Origin of the sequence: Flavivirga abyssicola, from assembly GCF_030540775.2 — a bacterium.
Classification (GTDB): domain Bacteria; phylum Bacteroidota; class Bacteroidia; order Flavobacteriales; family Flavobacteriaceae; genus Flavivirga; species Flavivirga abyssicola.
In genome coordinates this window covers 2353927-2370498 of the sequence record NZ_CP141266.1, presented here as the reverse complement: position 1 = coordinate 2370498, position 16572 = coordinate 2353927, and the positions used below count along the sequence as shown (strand labels likewise).

Genomic DNA, 16572 nt, shown 5'->3' with positions numbered 1-16572 from the left:
GTAAATAGTTCTTTCATTGTATGCTTAAATATTTATATGTTCCTTGCAGTATAGCCAATGCGATAGCGCGGCAGTTCTTTTGTTTTTTTAAGTAATTCGCCTCATCAATTTGGGTGATAAAACCAGTCTCGATCCGCTCCGCAAAGTTTCCCGACTTAGCGGAACATCAATCAACCAAGAGTATAAAATTTGAAAGAAGGTTACATTATACGAGATCAAAAAAAAATACATTTTATTACTGCAACAGTAGTAGATTGGATAGATGTCTTTACTCGAAAGTCTTATAAAGATATTGTTATTGATTGTTTAGTTTTCTGCATAGAAAATAAAGGCATGCTTTTGTATGGTTATGTTATATACATTTAATCATTCAATCTAAAGATGGTAAACTATCAGATTTAATAAAAGATTTAAAAAAATTTACAGCTAAAAGCATATTAGAAAAAATCAAAAACGAACCCGAAAGTAAAGAGAATGGATGCTAGAAAGATTTAAAAAAGCCACAAAAACCCATAGTAGAAATACCAACTATCAATTTTGGCAATATGGAAATCATGCAGAGGAAATATATTTGCACAAGTTTATGTGGTCTAAGTTAGACTATATCCATTTAAACCCTGTGCGAGCCGGAATTGTAGAAAAAGCATCTTATTATAGGTATTCTAGTGCGAGCAATTATTTGAATAACGAAGGTTTAATTGAAGTTGAAATTATAGATAATCCTGTAATAGACGTTTTAAAGAAGTCATCAATTACAAAATATAATCAGTTTTGAAAATGAAAGTTTTATATGAATATTTTCGAAATTAAAAACACTATGGATTTGAAATCTATAGTTTTAAACAAAGAATTCCATTCTTTGTTTAGAGTAGGTTTGTCATTCCGAATGAGGAACGAAGAGGAATCTCATTATTTTGGAATTTGTGATGAGATTTCTCTCTGTGTTCGAAATGACAATCAGCACTCAAAAAAGTTTATAGAAACTAAAGTAACTGCAATGAAATTGCAGGATTTTAACCTTTAACCAGATAATAAAATCAACCTTAAATATACCTTCTAACACTAAAGAATTAATCCAACAACTCCCTAACCCAAATATTTCGATAACTCACACCACTATTATCACCATGATCCTGAAGCCTTAATGCGCCTTTACCATGTGGGTTATTTTTAGGCCAACCTATATATGGTGTAGTCCCTTTTATTTCATAATGATCTTGAATTAAAATACCATTGTGTAACACAGTAATGGTTGCTGACTTTGTTTTTTCTCCTTCAGGATTGAATTCTGGAGCATGATAAATAATATCGTAGGTATTCCATTCGCCTGTTGGCACAGAAGCTTTTGCTAAAGGAATAGATTGCTTGTAAATAGCTCCTACCTGTCCGTTAACATAAGTGTCATTATCATTATTATCTAAAACCTGTACTTCGTAACGTTCTTGAAGAAAAACACCGCTGTTACTTCTGTTTTGACCGCTTGCTCTTTTTTCTGGTGAAGATTGCCATTCTATATGTAGTTGTATACTACCGAATTTTTGTTTTGTTTGAATATCTCCAGATTTATCTTTAACCGTCATAGAACCATCATCATTCAAAATCCATTGCGCAGGACTTCCATCTTTTGTATGTACCCAATTGTCCAAACTTTTACCATCGAATAATACAATAGCATCGCTTGGTACGCCATCTTGTCCTGTAGGGTTTACTGTAGGCGGTACAGGCTCATAAAACTCTGTATCTTTAGGATCTGTTGGCTCTTTTTGAACTTCTACGTTCTCTTTTGTTTCTACTGGCGTTTTATTTTCCTTATTATCAACACATGCAATAACACAGACTCCTGCCAGGGCAATTAAAACTGTTTTTTTTATATTCAAAATTTATAAGTTTTAAGTTTAAGACTTCGACTTTAGTTTATGCTGAGCGCAGGAAGTACTATTTTAACCTTGTAGTTTTTAAAGACCTTTCGACTGCGCTCAAGGTGACACGCTATACTATTATTAGATTTACACCTGAAATTAGCATCTTTTGAATCAAACTTCTTATTATTTTTATTAAATCATCATTCAGATCACAGTCCTAATATATTTTTCAACTGTTCTTCGTCAACCTCACCACCAGCAAAATCATCAAAACTACGCTCTGCTGCTTCAATAATATGTTCTTGAATAAAAGGCGCACCTTCTCTCGCACCTTGCTCAGAAGATTTTATACAACATTCCCACTCCATAACGGCCCAAACATCACATGCATACTTAGTCAGTTTTGAAAATATGCCTTTAAAATCTACTTGCCCGTCACCAAGCGATCTAAACCGTCCTGCACGATCTTTCCAATCGGCATAACCACCATAAACCCCTTGTTTCCCAGTAGGGTTAAATTCCGCATCTTTTACATGAAACGCCTTAATACGCTCATGATAATAATCGATAAAAGTTAAATAATCCAATTGTTGCAATACATAATGACTTGGATCGTATAAGATATTAGCGCGTTTGTGATTCCCTGTGGCTTCTAAAAACCGTTCATACGAAATACCATCATGTAAATCTTCACCCGGATGAATTTCGTAACACACATCAACACCATGCTCATCAAAATGATTTAAAATAGGCAACCATCTTTTAGCCAATTCTTTGAATCCCATATCGACCAATCCATTAGGACGTTGCGGCCATGGATACACGGTATGCCACATTAATGCTCCCGAAAAAGTCGCATGGGCTTTTAATCCTAGCCTTCCACTTGCTGTCCCCGATTTTTTCATAAAATCAATGGCCCACTCCGTTCTGGCTTTTGGGTTTTTTCTAACTTCTGCTGGTGCAAAATCATCAAACATCGTGTCATAAGCAGGATTTACTGCGACTAGTTGTCCTTGTAAATGCGTAGATAATTCTGTGATTTCTAACCCATAAGACGCCACTTTGCCTTTTAATTCATCGCAATACGTCTGACTTTCTGCTGCTTTTTCCACATCAATCAAACTCGATTCCCAAGTTGGAATTTGAATACCTTTATATCCTAAATCTGCTGCCCATTTACACATCCCATCCAGAGAATTAAACGGGGCTTCACTTCCTGCAAATTGTGCTAAAAAAACGGCAGGTCCTTTTATTGTTTTCATAATATTACTCTTAGTCCTTAAGACCTGTCAGGTTTTGAAAAACATAAGTGTTCGGAAGAGCTTTAAGAGGTATCAAATATATCAGATTTGCGTGGATCTCCCTCGCAAATCACTACTATTTCTCTTATTATTTCCATATTTAGTTCCTCGGTAAATTCGTATTTAGCTATTTTATAACTCTTTACATTGTTTAGTTTTTTGTAAAGCAATAAAAGTATCCCAACAATCATGGTCATATACATCATGACCTTGATTCCGTTTTCACTTTGGTTGACAAGATGCTTAAAATGCAAGTGCTGCTTTATGAACTTAAAGAACACTTCAATGTCCCAACGTCTTTTATAAATCTCGGTAACATCATCCGCATTTAAATCTTCTATATTAGTCAGGAACAGTAACTCTTCCCTTGTCTGCTTTGAATGTGACCTTATAAGCCTGAAGGGTTTCTTTAAAAGTGATTTGTTCTGATGGTACAAGTATACCCTCTCATCACTAAAGATATTTAGAGTATCGGTCTCAATACTGTTTCCCAACCTATTTTGCTCAATGACCTTTATACTCTTTGTCGGGTTTATTCTTGTGACAAAGAAGATGTCCAACTGGTTGAATTCTTGAAACGTTGTTCTTTTCTTTAAACCTCTATCAAAAACGACTACCTCTGTACCCTTGATATTGGCATTAAGAATCGCCTCACGTAAGGTCAGGTCTTCTGCTAAGTGCTTCTGTTCGTTATAAAAACGAATATTGCTCGGCAGGTTGTTGGTCAGGCCAACAGTGAATTTTATCTGTTTCTTGCCATGCTCACCTTTCTTGTTCTTCAGCCCGTTGACCATCCCTTTTTTTAATAGTTTGGCAGAAAGGGACAGGCTTGTTGAATCAAATTGGCGAATATTGTAGGGCTCCTGTTCTGTATCAAAGTATTGTTCGGAAAGCTCATAAACATGGGCATGTATCCTTTCGAAATACGCTGAGTTTATAACGGAAATACGCTCTGACAAGCTACTGTGCCTAATGGTCTGACCTTTTTCTATTCCAGAATAAAGCTTGAATAGGTTGTTGGAAAATGTTTTCTCCATGAGACGCAAACTGATCTTTTTATCGTCTAAAAGGGACATCAGCAATAATTTGAAAACAACTTCGCCTTGTAACTTTTTTGATTTATAGTTTGTACCCGTCTCCAAGGCCAAAGACGTTAAAAAATCATTGTCTATTAGTTTTAATAAGCTGTGAACACTAACTTTTTTTCTCATGTAACCTTGATTTAATAAACTAATGTATGAAAATATGTCAATGAACTTTGCTCTTCCGAACACTTATGTTTTGAAAAACCTGACAGGTCTCTTATTTTTATATTTCTTTTTTTGGATTCCCGATGCCTCGGGAATGACAATTTTAATGGAAACTTCAACAAAAAAGCCAAAGAATTACTTCTCGAATTTTGTCCAAGTTGAATTGTTTTTATCGCTCTCTACAGCTGCATAAATAAACTTCATGCCCCGAACACCATCTTTTGCAGTTGGGTAATCAGGTCTTTCGATAGTTTCCCCTTTTAATACAGCCATTAAATGTGTTGCAAAATTCTTATAAATAGTGGCAAAAGCTTCTAAATACCCTTCCGGATGTCCGGCAGGAATTCTAGATACATCTAATGCTTCTGGATACAGGTCGTTTCCATTTGGCGTATATATTTTAACAGGTTTATCAAGCCAATGTGTAATTAATTGATTCGGATTTTCCTGATGCCATTCTATACTTCCTTTTTCTCCATATACCCTGATGGCTAAATTATTTTCTTCGCCTAAAGCAATTTGAGAAATCGACATGGTTCCTTTGGCTCCGTTTTCCATACGAAGTAGTAAATTACCATCATCATCTAAAGTTCGACCTTCTCCAAATCGACCTAGATCAGCAGCGAGTTCATCAATTTTTAAACCTGTAATATATTCGACCAGATTTTCGGCATGTGTACCGATATCCCCTAAAGCACCACCAATTCCAGAACGCTTAGGATCTACTCGCCATGACGCTTGTTTTTGCCCAGTCTTCTCTACTGCTGTAGACAACCAACCTTGCAAATATTGGACTTGTACTTTTCTAATGTTTCCTAAGTCTCCTTTAGTCACCATAACTTTTGCTTGTTTTACTAATGGATGCCCGGTGTAATTATGGGTAAGCGCAAATAGCTTTCCACTTTTAGCAACTATCTTCTCTAATTCAACCGCTTCATCTAACGTTAAGGTCATTGGTTTATCACAAACCACATGAAACCCATTTTCTAAAGCAAGTTTTGCAGGTGGAAAGTGCATATGATTTGGCGTTACAATAGCCACAAAATCCATACGTTCTCCTTCAGGGAGTTCTTTTTCTTTTAAGATCATTTCCTCATAACTCCCATAACATCTGTTTTCGGGAAGGAACAACTCTTTTCCTGATGCGATTGATTTTTCTGCACTGCTACTAAAAGCACCACATACTAAATCTATCATACCATCAATAGACGCTGCTTTTCTATGTACATCTCCAATGAATGATCCTGTGCCACCACCAATCATTCCCATTCTTAATTTTCTTGTCATTTTTAATTATACTTCTGCTGTTTTATTTCTTTTTTTCATATAAATATTTAACCCTAAAAATGCTACAATTAGAATTGCTGGTAGAATAGACATGGTTCTTAAAGCTTCTGTAATACCACCTTCTCCATCCATAAGTCTTCCCATAATAGGTAATACTATCGACACAGAGAACATCCCGGCTCCTCCCATAATAGAAAGCCCTAAAGCACCTGTCTCTGGCAAATACTCTGCAACAAAACCTAGCATCGTTGGCCAGAAAAAAGTAATTCCTATGGCAAAAACAGCAGCTGCAACAAAAGTCATCCCACCACTTGTTACGGTGAGCATCCACAACCCTATAAAGGTGAATATCGCTGAATACAATAACATCCCTGATGGTTTTAATTTATGAACAACTTTCCCGGCAAATAATCGACCCAAAGCCATGATACCATTTATAAAAGCTAATACTAATAACGGTTGTGCTACAGATTCTTTTAACAATGATTCAATACGTTGCGTGGTTCCCAGCTCTGAAGCTGCTGTAAGAAACATACAAGCGACCATAAAAAGGAACAAAGGATTTAAAACACTGGCAAACATTTTTTTATTACTAACGCCTAATTGCACACGCTCGGTAACTGGAATTTTTTGACCTACAAACAAGAACCCGTAAATTACTAATGGAATAAATAAAGTTCCCACCATAACTTGCCAACCCAAGCCCATAACATCCATAGTTAGCCACCCTAAAAGTGCTCCAATAACGATACCTCCCGGGAACCAGACATGAAACCTGTTCAGCATTTTAGTTTTTTCATCCGGATACATGGATGCTACTAAAGGATTTAAAGCCGCTTCAACAAATCCATTACCAATACCAACAAACAATGTTGCAATAAATAAGGATGTCATGGAATCTGCCATAATAGTTAAAATGATGCCAATAGCATGTGTAATAAATGCCATCCAGGTGATTTTTTTAATACCAAGTAAATCAACTAAAGGCCCTCCAATGATCATCGCTATAGTAAACCCAAAAAAAGCAGGTGCAAAGGCATATCCTATTTGTTCAAGGGTAAGACCGACACCCTCTGGACCAAATACAGTCTCTAAACGTGCACGAATAGCAAAGGTCATGGCTGTTGTAATTAATGCGAGGCAACTGGCCAGAAAAAGTCTGTTTTTATTAACATTTTCCATTATATATTTAGTTTAATTAGTTTAATTAGTTTCTCAAGAAAGCTGTTTTCCAACATGAATCAGCAAGTCTCTGGTTAGTTCTATACCTTTTTCTTCTGGCTGGATGTCCCCTTCATATTCAATACCAACAAACCCAGTATAACCAGATGCCTTAACCATTTCCATCATTCTAAGATAATTTATAACGGAATCTTCGCCTTTTTCATTAAAGTTATAAGACTTGGCACTTACTGCTTTAGCAAAAGGCAGTAGTTCTTTCATGCCTTGATACTTATCATATTCGTTTATACAAATACCATCTTTATTCTTTTCTATGCAGAAGTTTCCAAAATCTGGCAACGTGCCACAATTTTTATTTTCTATTTGAGAAAACACATCAGTCATCCACTTTCCATCCGATGAAAACCCACCATGATTTTCAACCAAAACACTAATATTCGAACCTTTTGCAAACTCAGAAAGCCTATGTAAAGAGTCTATACTTGCCTTTACAGCTTCATTTTTATCTACACCTCCAGCTAAATTAACTCGAATGGCATGGCAACCTAGGAATTGAGCCGCTTCAACCCATTTATAATGATTCTCAATTGCTTTTAACCGTTCTTTTTCCTCTGGATTGGCAAGCGCTCCCTCTCCATCAATCATAATCAACACATTTTGTTGCCCTTCAGAATCAGCCCGCAAGTTCATGTCTTTTAAATAAGACATATCTTTGGCTTTATCTTTAAAAAAGCCATTTACATATTCTAATCCTTCTAAACCAAAACTTCTTGACTTGGCAGCAAAATCAAGATGATCCATTTTATTCCCAAACAAAGCACGATGCAAAGACCACTGTGCTAAAGACATTTTAAAAAACAAAGCCGGTTTATTAGGCGTAACATCATTCGATGATTCTTCTTTTTTATCAGAGTTCTTGCATCCATGTACACCCAATAAAGACAATGCAGCACCTACGTAAACTGTTTTCGCAACAAAATCTCTTCGTTTCATAATAGTATTTTAGTAAAGCATCCTTGCTTAAGATGATTACGTGAAAATATATATTTGAATTTAAAATACTGTGTATTTTTATTCAGTGAAAGAATTTAAACAACTTACCGTATTTTATTTTGATCTGGACTAAGCCAATTGAAGGTTAGTAGCTACGTATTTTAACCGATATTCATTAGGTGAACATTTTTCATGTTTTTTAAACACCGTGGCAAAATATTGGCTAGTGGTAAACCCACACATATAAGCAATTTCAGTGATCGCAATATTGGGATCATTTTGAAGCAGTTTCTTAGACATTTCCAAACGCTTCATAGTTAAATAGCGCATAGGGGTTAAGTTTGTTAATCGTTTACAATGATGTGTAAACCGAGTTAAGCCTACGCCTGCAGATTGCGCCATCAATTCAATAGTCCAGTTCTCGGCAAGGTTTTTCTCAAGTTCATTTAAAAAGAATTTTACACTTCTAGAACTATCTGTAAGTGATTCATTTAAAACAATATCATCTGTATTTAACAAATCGAGTAATAGAATTAGCAAGTAATTCACAAGCAATCGTATTCTGGAAGCATTACTACCATTTACATCGGTATTTACAGCTTTATTTATTCGTGCAAAACAATCTCTAAAACGCTTGTCAGTTTTCCAAATAGATTTTTCATTTTGTCTTAAAATGGTCGTAAGCCTTGTTAAATCTGAAGCTGTTAACGTTATCCAATCTGGCCAAACCCAATCTTGATGAGGCCTGCGAACCCCCAAATCTATAATTACCCAGTAAAATTTCCCCATACCAATATGTGGATTTCCTACTTTATGAACCTCCCAAGGGCGCGTAATCGTTAAGTGATTTGGAACTAATAAAACTTCCTTGTTTTCCTGAGAATATGGCATAGATCCAGATTCTAAAAAATGAAACTCAATCCCCTCATTCCTATGCCAGTCTAAACCCCAATCTTGGGGCTCATTAGCATCCCAGTATCCAATACTGTTCAACCCAAGTGTATTTTCATCCAACCTATCTCCAGGATATGTATGACGCGCCAGTGCTTTAAATTTTAGTTTCTTACGTTCAAAGGCATCAATTAATGGTAAACAAGTATCTGCATGATAAACAATTCCGTCAGCTTCATAGGGTTGTATTTCTTGTATACCTACTTTCATTGAAATAATTTGAACATTATTATCATGCAAATTAACTAATTTTCCAATAAATAAAAATTTAACTAAAGTTTTATGAATTTTTAATAGATATAATTATTAAATCATAAACTTTTAAGGTTATTACAAAAAACACTAACAAAAAATCATATCCAGGTGCTAATGATAGAAGATACCATTCAAGACTATCCCACACATTATGATGCTATAGTTATAGGCACTGGAATGAGTGGAGGTTGGGCAGCTAAAGAGCTTTGCGAAAACGGACTAAAAACCTTGGTTCTCGATAGAGGTCGTAATGTAAAACATATTGAAGATTATCCAACCATGCATATGGATCCTTGGGATTTTAAATACAGGGGAGAGGATACCGAGGAAGCTCAAAAAAACCAAAAAGTTCAAAGCAGATTATGGAGTGGGTCACTTACAAAACCAGCAACTAAACATTGGTTTGTGGATGATTTAAAACATCCGTATAACGAAGTGAAAGAATATTTATGGCTTCGTGGTTATCATGTTGGAGGTCGTTCTTTAATGTGGGGAAGACATAGTTACAGGTTGAGTGATATGGATTTTGAAGCCAACAAAAAGGATGGACACGGTGTTGATTGGCCAATTCGTTATAAGGATATAGCACCATGGTATGATAAAGTAGAAACGTTTATTGGTGTTTCTGGTCAAAACCTAGGACTTTCCCAATTACCAGATGGAAAGCTCTCCGATCCTATGGAATTAAACTGTGCTGAAAAAGATTTACAAAAAAGTATAGATGAGCAATTTGAAGATGGCAGAGTACTAACTCCTGGTAGAGTTGCCCACATAACAGGAAACGCTACACATGAAGGCAGATCTAACTGTCAATATAGAAACAGATGTATTCGTGGTTGTCCTTTTGGTGGTTATTTTAGCAGTAATTCTTCAACTTTACCAGCGGCAGAACGAACAGGAAACATGCATTTACGTCCCAATTCTATTGCTTATGAAATTGTCTATGATGAGGCTTCTGGTTTAGCCTCTGGTGTAAAAGTGATTGATGCTGAAACCAAAGAAAAACTATTTTTTAAGGCGTCTATTATATTTAATTGTGCATCAGCATTAGGATCAACATCTATTTTATTGCAATCGAAATCTAAAAGATTCCCTAACGGATTAGGTAATGATAGTGGTGAACTGGGCCATAATCTTATGGATCACCATTATGCAGTAGGGGCTTCGGCTGAAATTGAGGGGTTTGAAGACAAATATTATAAAGGCAGAAAACCCAGCGGCTTTTACATTCCCAGGTTTAGAAACTTAGATGACAAAACAAAACAGGAAGGATTTATTAGAGGTTATGGTTACCAAGGTGGTGCCAGCAGAACAGGTTGGGAATATGCGGTCTCAGAATTAAGTTTTGGAAAAAAACTAAAAGACGAACTCTTAAAACCCGGACCATGGCGCATAGGCATGTATGGCTTTGGTGAATGTTTGCCTTACCATGAAAATAAAGTCTCTTTAAATTACGATATTTTAGATGAATGGGGATTGCCAACATTAAACATGGATGCGGAATTTAAAGAAAATGAAATGAAGATGCGAGTAGACATGAGAGATCAAGCGGTTGCTATGTTAAAAGCAGCAGGCTACAAAAATGTACAAGGCTTTTTAGGAAAAGCTGTCCCTGGTTCTTGTATTCATGAAATGGGCACAGCCAGAATGGGTCACGACCCCAAAACATCCGTTTTAAACAAACATAATCAAGTTCATGCTGTGCCAAATGTTTATGTTACTGATGGCGCTTGTATGACATCGTCTGCTTGTCAAAATCCATCATTAACTTATATGGCATTAACAGCAAGAGCAGCTAATCACGCAGCAGCTGAATTTAAAAAAAACAAAACAAGTTAAAGTTATGAATAGAAGATCCGCTTTAAAAAACTTAACCATGAGTTTAGGCTATGCAGTAGCTACTCCAACCATTTTTAATATGCTTGCTTCATGCCATGCTGAAGTAGAATCGTGGACCCCTTTATTTTTATCTCCCGAAGAAAAACACATGGTAACACATTTAGCAGATATTATCTTACCAACCTCGGATACGCCTGGAGCACTGGATGTTAATATTCCTCAGTTTTTAGATTTAATGTATCACGACATTGAGAAAAAAGAAAATCAAGAACTGTTTAGAAAAGGTGCTGCTATTTTTGCCCAAAAATTTAACATGCCTGTTTTGGATCTTAATAAAGATGATTTCGAAAAATCGTTATCATCTTATTTTAATATTTCGGATGAAGACACAGAAAATATATTAAAAGACCAGAAATTGCCTTTGGCAAAAGTTAAAAACGATCACATAGAAAATTACAGTTTGTATAAGTTCCTATTATCTGTTAAATACTATACCTTGTTTGGATATTTTAGTTCTGAAAAAGTGGGTAAAGAGGTTTTAGTTTACGATCCAATTCCCGGAAGCTATCAAAGCTGTATTTCAATTGATGAAGCCACAGGAGGCCGCGCTTGGTCTTTGTGAAAACAGATTAAAAACATGAGAAATAATTATTCACGCTTAGTTTATGTTATAATTGTTTTACTTTTAATTAGTTGTAAAGAAAATACTAACAAAGTTGAAACTACTGAAACAACAGAAAAATGGATCTCTTTATTTAACGGTAAAGATTTAAACGATTGGACAGTCAAAATCAAAGGACATCCAGTTGGAGATAATTACAAAAACACATTTATAGCTGAGAATGGTTGTCTTAAGGTTAATTACAACGCCTATGACGATACATTTAATTCTTTATTTGGTCATATTTATTATAACAAGCCATTTTCCAACTACAAATTAAGACTACAGTACCGCTTTACAGGAAAACAATTAAGCGATGGCGCTCCATGGGCTGAAGCCAATAGTGGAGTCATGATACACTGTGAAGACCCTAAAAATATAGGACTAGACCAAAATTTTCCTGTATCAATTGAAGTACAACTTCTAGGAGGTTTAGGTAATGACGAACGCCCTACTGGTAATTTATGTACCCCAGGAACTCATGTTGTTATAAATAATGAAATTGCTACAGATCATTGTTTTGAGTCTTCTTCAAAAACATATCATGGCGATCAATGGGTTAAACTTGAAATTGAAGTTAGAAACGATTCTATCATCAAGCACTTAATTAATGACGAGGTGGTATTCACCTATACAAAACCACATATAGGAGGTTCGGTTGATTACAATAAAACCCTTTGGAAAAGTAAAGAAGGCACTCCTTTAAAAGAAGGGTATATTTCTTTACAAAGTGAAAGTCATCCTGTGGAATTTAAAGATATTGAACTTTTAGAATTATAATAGCCTGTTTATTACTAGCTGAAAAATCTAATGAAATGAAGAATGAAAAGAGTTCGTAATGCTCTATTAATTTAGCCATGTTTGTCATTCCTGCGAAAGCAGGAATCCACTAAGCAACTTACAGCTTCATATAAAATACTACCTCAGCAGGAATGACAATTTCAATAATTGGCAATCCATTTTTTTGTATCTAAACTCTAAACTTAGGATAAAAGACTATTTACTCTACTATAAATTTACCTTTCATCATACCATAATGCCCAGGGAAACTACATATATAATCATATACACCTGCCTCAGGCGCAATAAACTCTACAGAGGTTGTTTGTCCAGCTCCGATTAAAGAAGTATAAGCTATAACATCTTTAGTCTTTTTTGGAATGTATTGATTGTCTTTAGCCGTAGCTGCTTTAACAGCAAAACCAGCAAGATCGACTCCCTTTTTAAGAAGTACAAAATTATGCCCCATCACATTAATATCTAACTTTCCTTTATGTCTTAAAGTAAGTTTTATTTTTTCTCCTGCTTTTACTCTAATTTCGGTCTTATCAAACTGCATTAAATCATTACCAGAAATAACTATGTTATTAATACCTGTTGTTTCTGTCTCTTTTTCAGGTGTTTCTTCCTTTTTTTCATAACTAAACCCTTCTTTCTTTTTTTCTTCTTTTCCTCCACACGCCATTAACATGAAACAAGAAAAAATGGTTCCTAATACATACTTTGTTAATTTCATTTACGTCTTTTTAATTTTAAAACTGTTATTGCTTTTAATAATTTAAGTCATATGATCAAAGATATGCCCATTGACTTATCCAAGATGGATTAAAATACTCCAAATTAGGTTATAAAATACCCAAATATAGGAATGTAAACAAAAAAGCAGACATATTTTTAGTAAAAAATATGCACTGCTTTTATTCTTAAACACAATAAGATATGTTTAACGTTAGTCCTTTTTTATTATAAAATATAGTCTGTACTTATAAAATTAGACGTTTTCTTCTCCAATAATTCTTTTAAAATTGCATTATTATAATCATTGTCCTTTGATGCCACAAACGTTCTTATTGAAAATGAACGCAAGGCATCATGCACACTCAAAGTACTAAATGCAGAATCTTTCCGTCCTGTAAAAGGATAAACATCTGGCCCCCTTTGACAAGAGCTATTTAAATTAACTCGACACACTAAGTTTACCAAAGTATCTATTAATGGTGATAACGTATTTATATTTTTACCAAACAAACTCACTTGCTGCCCATAATTAGAAGCTGCCATATCATCCAATGGTTCTTCAATGTCTGTAAATGGAACAATAGGCACCAGTGGCCCAAACTGCTCCTCATTATATATCCGCATACTTTTATCTACTGGATATAAGACTGCTGGAAATATAAAATTCTCACTGATTTCCCCACCTTTATCATTCAATATTGTCGCCCCTTTCTCTAAAGCATCATTTATTAATTCTTTAATATATGGCGGTTTATTTACTTCTGGAAGTGGTGTTAATTTAACACCAGAATCCCATGGATTCCCAAATTTAAGCGCATCTACTTTTGCTGAATATCGTTTATTAAATTCTTCTACAATAGACTCATGTACGTATAATACCTTTAAAGCTGTACAGCGTTGACCATTAAAAGATAAAGTTCCTGCTATACACTCGCTTACAGCTAAATCCAAATCAGCATCTGGTAAAACGATTGCGGGGTTTTTAGCTTCTAAACCTAATACTAAACGCAACCTATTCTTTTTGGGATGATTGTTTTGAATGGCATTTGCAGATTTACTATTACCAATTAAGGCTAAAACATCAATTTTACCCGATTGCATTATAGGCGTTGCCAGTACTCGACCACGGCCATAAATAACATTTACAACACCTTTTGGAAAACTGTTTTGAAAAGCTTCTAGTAATGGCGAAATTAATAATACACCTAATTTAGCTGGTTTAAAAATGACAGGATTCCCCATAATTAACGCAGGAATAAGTAATGTAAACGTTTCATTTAACGGATAATTATAAGGCCCTAAACACAGAACAACTCCTAGTGGCCCTCTACGTATATGCGCATACACGCCTTCATTTTTTTCAAATTTAGCCGAGTCCCTGTCAATTTGTTTATACGCTTCAATCGTATCGTATATATAATCGATTGTTCTATCGAATTCTTTTTCTGAGTCAGGCAGGTTTTTACCTATTTCCCACATTAATAGCTTTACAACGGCTTCTCGCTTGGTTTTCATTTGCTCTACAAACTTTTCCATGCAAGTAATTCTATCCACTACTTTCATAGTTGGCCATAACCCCTGACCCTTATCATAAGCTTTTGATGCTGAATTTAAAGCTTCTAAAGCTTCTTTTTCGGTAAGCTGAGGAATGGTTCCCAACAACGTAGGTTTATAATCTTTTGTAGAAGAAATAGTTGAATACACTTCTGCAGTATCACCTTTCCATTGTTTTAGCTCTCCTGAAACTAAATAGGTTTTTTGATGTAATAATGATTGTATTTTATAAGCTTCTGGAATTTCTAAAAAAGTAGTACTCATATGCTTGGATTTATTAATTGTGACTAAAGCTAATATATTCTTAATATCAATAAAAAAATTTAAATGAAAGAGGTTTCTTTGAATAAATACTGTATTCTTAGCAAAATAATAACATGGGAATAAAATGATTACGACGAAATCGTTTTCGGCTAACAATTATTTTAATGATTCTAATATAGCTTAACATTTGGATTTTCGTTATAAATATTTGTACTTTTGTGTACGTACACGAATGATAAAAACATCCATGAAATCAATACAATCAACGTTACTTTTTTTTTCTAGTTTTCTTTTAATGAGCCTTATAGGCATGAGTGCTTATTCTCAAGCATCTCAAGACGGATGGATATCTCTTTTTAATGGAAAGAATTTAAAAGGTTGGACGCAGTTAAATGGAACTGCTCCTTACAAAGTAGTTAACAATGAAATTATTGGTACTACTAAAGCCAAAACACCAAATAGCTTTTTGTGCACTGAAAAGAAATACGGTGATTTTATTTTAGAATTTGAAGTTCTATTAGACCCCACAACTAATTCTGGTGTTCAATTTAGAACCAATAGTTCCAAGTCATATAACAATGGAAGAGTTCATGGGTATCAATTTGAATTAGACCCAACAGCGCGTGCGTTTAGTGGTGGCATATACGATGAGGGAAGAAGAGGCTGGTTGTACCCCTTATCTTTAAATCCAAAAGGGCGTAAAGCTTTTAAAAATGGTGTGTGGAATACTTGCAGAGTTGAAGCCATTGGCTCTACTATTAGAACATGGATAAATGGAATACAATGCTCAAATTTGGTTGATAATGTAACGTCATCCGGGTTCATAGCATTACAAGTTCATGCCATTTACAATGAAAAAAATGCTGGCAAACATATTAAATGGAAGAATATTAGAATTAAAACAAACAACTTAGAATCTGAACGTTGGGCATTGGATCCTGAAGTAAAAGAAATGAGCTTTTTAATTAATAAGCTTACAAAAAATGAAGTAGATAATGGGTGGCGTTTGCTTTGGGACGGAAAAACATCTGAAGGATGGAGAGGTGCTAAGCTGGATCACTTTCCGCAATCTGGATGGGACATTCAAAATGGTGAGCTAACTGTTTTAGCCACTGACGGTGCAGAATCAACCGGACCAGGAGACATTATTACAGAAAAAGTTTTTAGTAGTTTTGAATTAGAACTGGATTTCAAAATCACAAAAGGAGCCAATAGTGGTATTAAATATTTTGTAGATGCTGAACTGAATAAAGGCCCTGGTTCTGCTATTGGATGCGAATTTCAAATCTTAGATGATAAAAACCATCCTGATGCTAAAGCTGGTGTTAATGGAAATAGAACCATTGGTTCTCTTTACGATTTAATTACAGCCGAAAACCTTTCTACTAAAGGGAGAAGTAAGCAATTTAAAGGCATTGGTGCCTGGAATAAAGCAAGAATTGTTGTAAAGGGTGCACATGTTGAACATTGGCTAAACAATGAAAAGGTAGTAGAATACGACAGATCTTCACAAATGTTCAGGGCACTTATTGCATATAGTAAATACAAAAACTGGTCAAAATTTGGACAGTGGCCAAGTGGCCATATCTTACTCCAAGATCATGGTGATACAGTACATTACAGAAGTATAAAAGTTAGAGAGTTTAATTAAAATA

Annotated in this window: 14 protein-coding genes; 5 read left to right on the top strand and 9 right to left on the bottom strand. The window is 35.0% G+C overall.

What is annotated here, in order from left to right; genetic code table 11:
• Window positions 1-478 precede the first annotated feature (478 nt).
• Window positions 479-775, top strand: coding sequence for a hypothetical protein (locus tag Q4Q34_RS09985; protein ID WP_330444534.1), 297 nt, complete (start codon window positions 479-481; stop codon window positions 773-775).
• Window positions 776-1070: 295 nt separating this feature from the next.
• On the opposite strand, the gene Q4Q34_RS09980 is transcribed toward Q4Q34_RS09985, so the two are convergent.
• From Q4Q34_RS09980 to Q4Q34_RS09950, 7 genes are all read right to left on the bottom strand, one after another.
• The gene (locus tag Q4Q34_RS09980) at window positions 1071-1871 is read right to left on the bottom strand and encodes a 3-keto-disaccharide hydrolase (protein WP_303318435.1); all 801 of its coding nucleotides are present in this window, start codon (window positions 1869-1871) and stop codon (window positions 1071-1073) included.
• A gap of 200 nt (window positions 1872-2071) precedes the next feature.
• Complete coding sequence (locus Q4Q34_RS09975) at window positions 2072-3124, bottom strand: sugar phosphate isomerase/epimerase family protein (protein WP_303318425.1); 1053 nt, start codon at window positions 3122-3124, stop codon at window positions 2072-2074.
• A gap of 62 nt (window positions 3125-3186) precedes the next feature.
• Window positions 3187-4374, bottom strand: coding sequence for an IS4 family transposase (locus tag Q4Q34_RS09970; protein ID WP_330444533.1), 1188 nt, complete (start codon window positions 4372-4374; stop codon window positions 3187-3189).
• A gap of 174 nt (window positions 4375-4548) precedes the next feature.
• Entirely contained in the window at window positions 4549-5700 is a 1152-nt protein-coding gene (locus tag Q4Q34_RS09965) for a Gfo/Idh/MocA family protein (protein WP_303319211.1), read from the bottom strand.
• Window positions 5701-5706: 6 nt separating this feature from the next.
• Window positions 5707-6882 (bottom strand): MFS transporter, encoded by a 1176-nt coding sequence (locus Q4Q34_RS09960; protein WP_303319212.1) that lies wholly within the window; start codon window positions 6880-6882, stop codon window positions 5707-5709.
• A gap of 33 nt (window positions 6883-6915) precedes the next feature.
• Window positions 6916-7875, bottom strand: coding sequence for a sugar phosphate isomerase/epimerase family protein (locus Q4Q34_RS09955; protein ID WP_303319213.1), 960 nt, complete (start codon window positions 7873-7875; stop codon window positions 6916-6918).
• A gap of 129 nt (window positions 7876-8004) precedes the next feature.
• Window positions 8005-9036 carry a helix-turn-helix transcriptional regulator gene (locus Q4Q34_RS09950; RefSeq protein ID WP_303319214.1) on the bottom strand — a complete coding sequence of 344 codons (1032 nt, stop codon included), beginning with the start codon at window positions 9034-9036 and terminating at the stop codon, window positions 8005-8007.
• Between the two features lie 159 nt (window positions 9037-9195).
• Between Q4Q34_RS09950 and Q4Q34_RS09945 the strand changes: the two genes are divergently transcribed.
• Genes Q4Q34_RS09945 through Q4Q34_RS09935 form a run of 3 tightly spaced genes read left to right on the top strand, consistent with a single transcriptional unit; the run spans window position 9196 to window position 12361 of the window.
• The gene (locus tag Q4Q34_RS09945) at window positions 9196-10920 is read left to right on the top strand and encodes a GMC oxidoreductase (protein ID WP_303319215.1); all 1725 of its coding nucleotides are present in this window, start codon (window positions 9196-9198) and stop codon (window positions 10918-10920) included.
• A 4-nt stretch (window positions 10921-10924) separates the two neighbouring features.
• Window positions 10925-11542, top strand: a complete 618-nt coding sequence (locus tag Q4Q34_RS09940; protein WP_303319216.1) for a gluconate 2-dehydrogenase subunit 3 family protein — start codon at window positions 10925-10927, stop codon at window positions 11540-11542.
• 15 nt (window positions 11543-11557) lie between these two features.
• A complete protein-coding gene (locus Q4Q34_RS09935) occupies window positions 11558-12361 on the top strand; it encodes a 3-keto-disaccharide hydrolase (protein ID WP_303319217.1) in 804 nt (267 codons plus the stop codon).
• A gap of 220 nt (window positions 12362-12581) precedes the next feature.
• On the opposite strand, the gene Q4Q34_RS09930 is transcribed toward Q4Q34_RS09935, so the two are convergent.
• Window positions 12582-13097: an azurin gene (locus Q4Q34_RS09930; RefSeq protein ID WP_303319218.1), complete on the bottom strand. Its 516-nt coding sequence runs from the start codon at window positions 13095-13097 to the stop codon at window positions 12582-12584.
• 227 nt (window positions 13098-13324) lie between these two features.
• Window positions 13325-14917, bottom strand: coding sequence for an NADP-dependent glyceraldehyde-3-phosphate dehydrogenase (locus Q4Q34_RS09925; protein WP_303319219.1), 1593 nt, complete (start codon window positions 14915-14917; stop codon window positions 13325-13327).
• Between the two features lie 247 nt (window positions 14918-15164).
• Between Q4Q34_RS09925 and Q4Q34_RS09920 the strand changes: the two genes are divergently transcribed.
• The gene (locus Q4Q34_RS09920) at window positions 15165-16568 is read left to right on the top strand and encodes a 3-keto-disaccharide hydrolase (protein WP_303319220.1); all 1404 of its coding nucleotides are present in this window, start codon (window positions 15165-15167) and stop codon (window positions 16566-16568) included.
• Window positions 16569-16572 lie beyond the last annotated feature (4 nt).

Coding starts and splice junctions, on each gene's coding strand:
- Q4Q34_RS09985 (WP_330444534.1), top strand. CDS start 479: ATGCTAGAAAGATTTAAAAAAGCCACAAAAACCCATAGTAGAAATACC.
- Q4Q34_RS09975 (WP_303318425.1), bottom strand. CDS start 3,124: ATGAAAACAATAAAAGGACCTGCCGTTTTTTTAGCACAATTTGCAGGA.
- Q4Q34_RS09970 (WP_330444533.1), bottom strand. CDS start 4,374: ATGAGAAAAAAAGTTAGTGTTCACAGCTTATTAAAACTAATAGACAAT.
- Q4Q34_RS09965 (WP_303319211.1), bottom strand. CDS start 5,700: ATGACAAGAAAATTAAGAATGGGAATGATTGGTGGTGGCACAGGATCA.
- Q4Q34_RS09960 (WP_303319212.1), bottom strand. CDS start 6,882: ATGGAAAATGTTAATAAAAACAGACTTTTTCTGGCCAGTTGCCTCGCA.
- Q4Q34_RS09955 (WP_303319213.1), bottom strand. CDS start 7,875: ATGAAACGAAGAGATTTTGTTGCGAAAACAGTTTACGTAGGTGCTGCA.
- Q4Q34_RS09950 (WP_303319214.1), bottom strand. CDS start 9,036: ATGAAAGTAGGTATACAAGAAATACAACCCTATGAAGCTGACGGAATT.
- Q4Q34_RS09945 (WP_303319215.1), top strand. CDS start 9,196: ATGATAGAAGATACCATTCAAGACTATCCCACACATTATGATGCTATA.
- Q4Q34_RS09940 (WP_303319216.1), top strand. CDS start 10,925: ATGAATAGAAGATCCGCTTTAAAAAACTTAACCATGAGTTTAGGCTAT.
- Q4Q34_RS09935 (WP_303319217.1), top strand. CDS start 11,558: ATGAGAAATAATTATTCACGCTTAGTTTATGTTATAATTGTTTTACTT.
- Q4Q34_RS09930 (WP_303319218.1), bottom strand. CDS start 13,097: ATGAAATTAACAAAGTATGTATTAGGAACCATTTTTTCTTGTTTCATG.
- Q4Q34_RS09925 (WP_303319219.1), bottom strand. CDS start 14,917: ATGAGTACTACTTTTTTAGAAATTCCAGAAGCTTATAAAATACAATCA.
- Q4Q34_RS09920 (WP_303319220.1), top strand. CDS start 15,165: ATGAAATCAATACAATCAACGTTACTTTTTTTTTCTAGTTTTCTTTTA.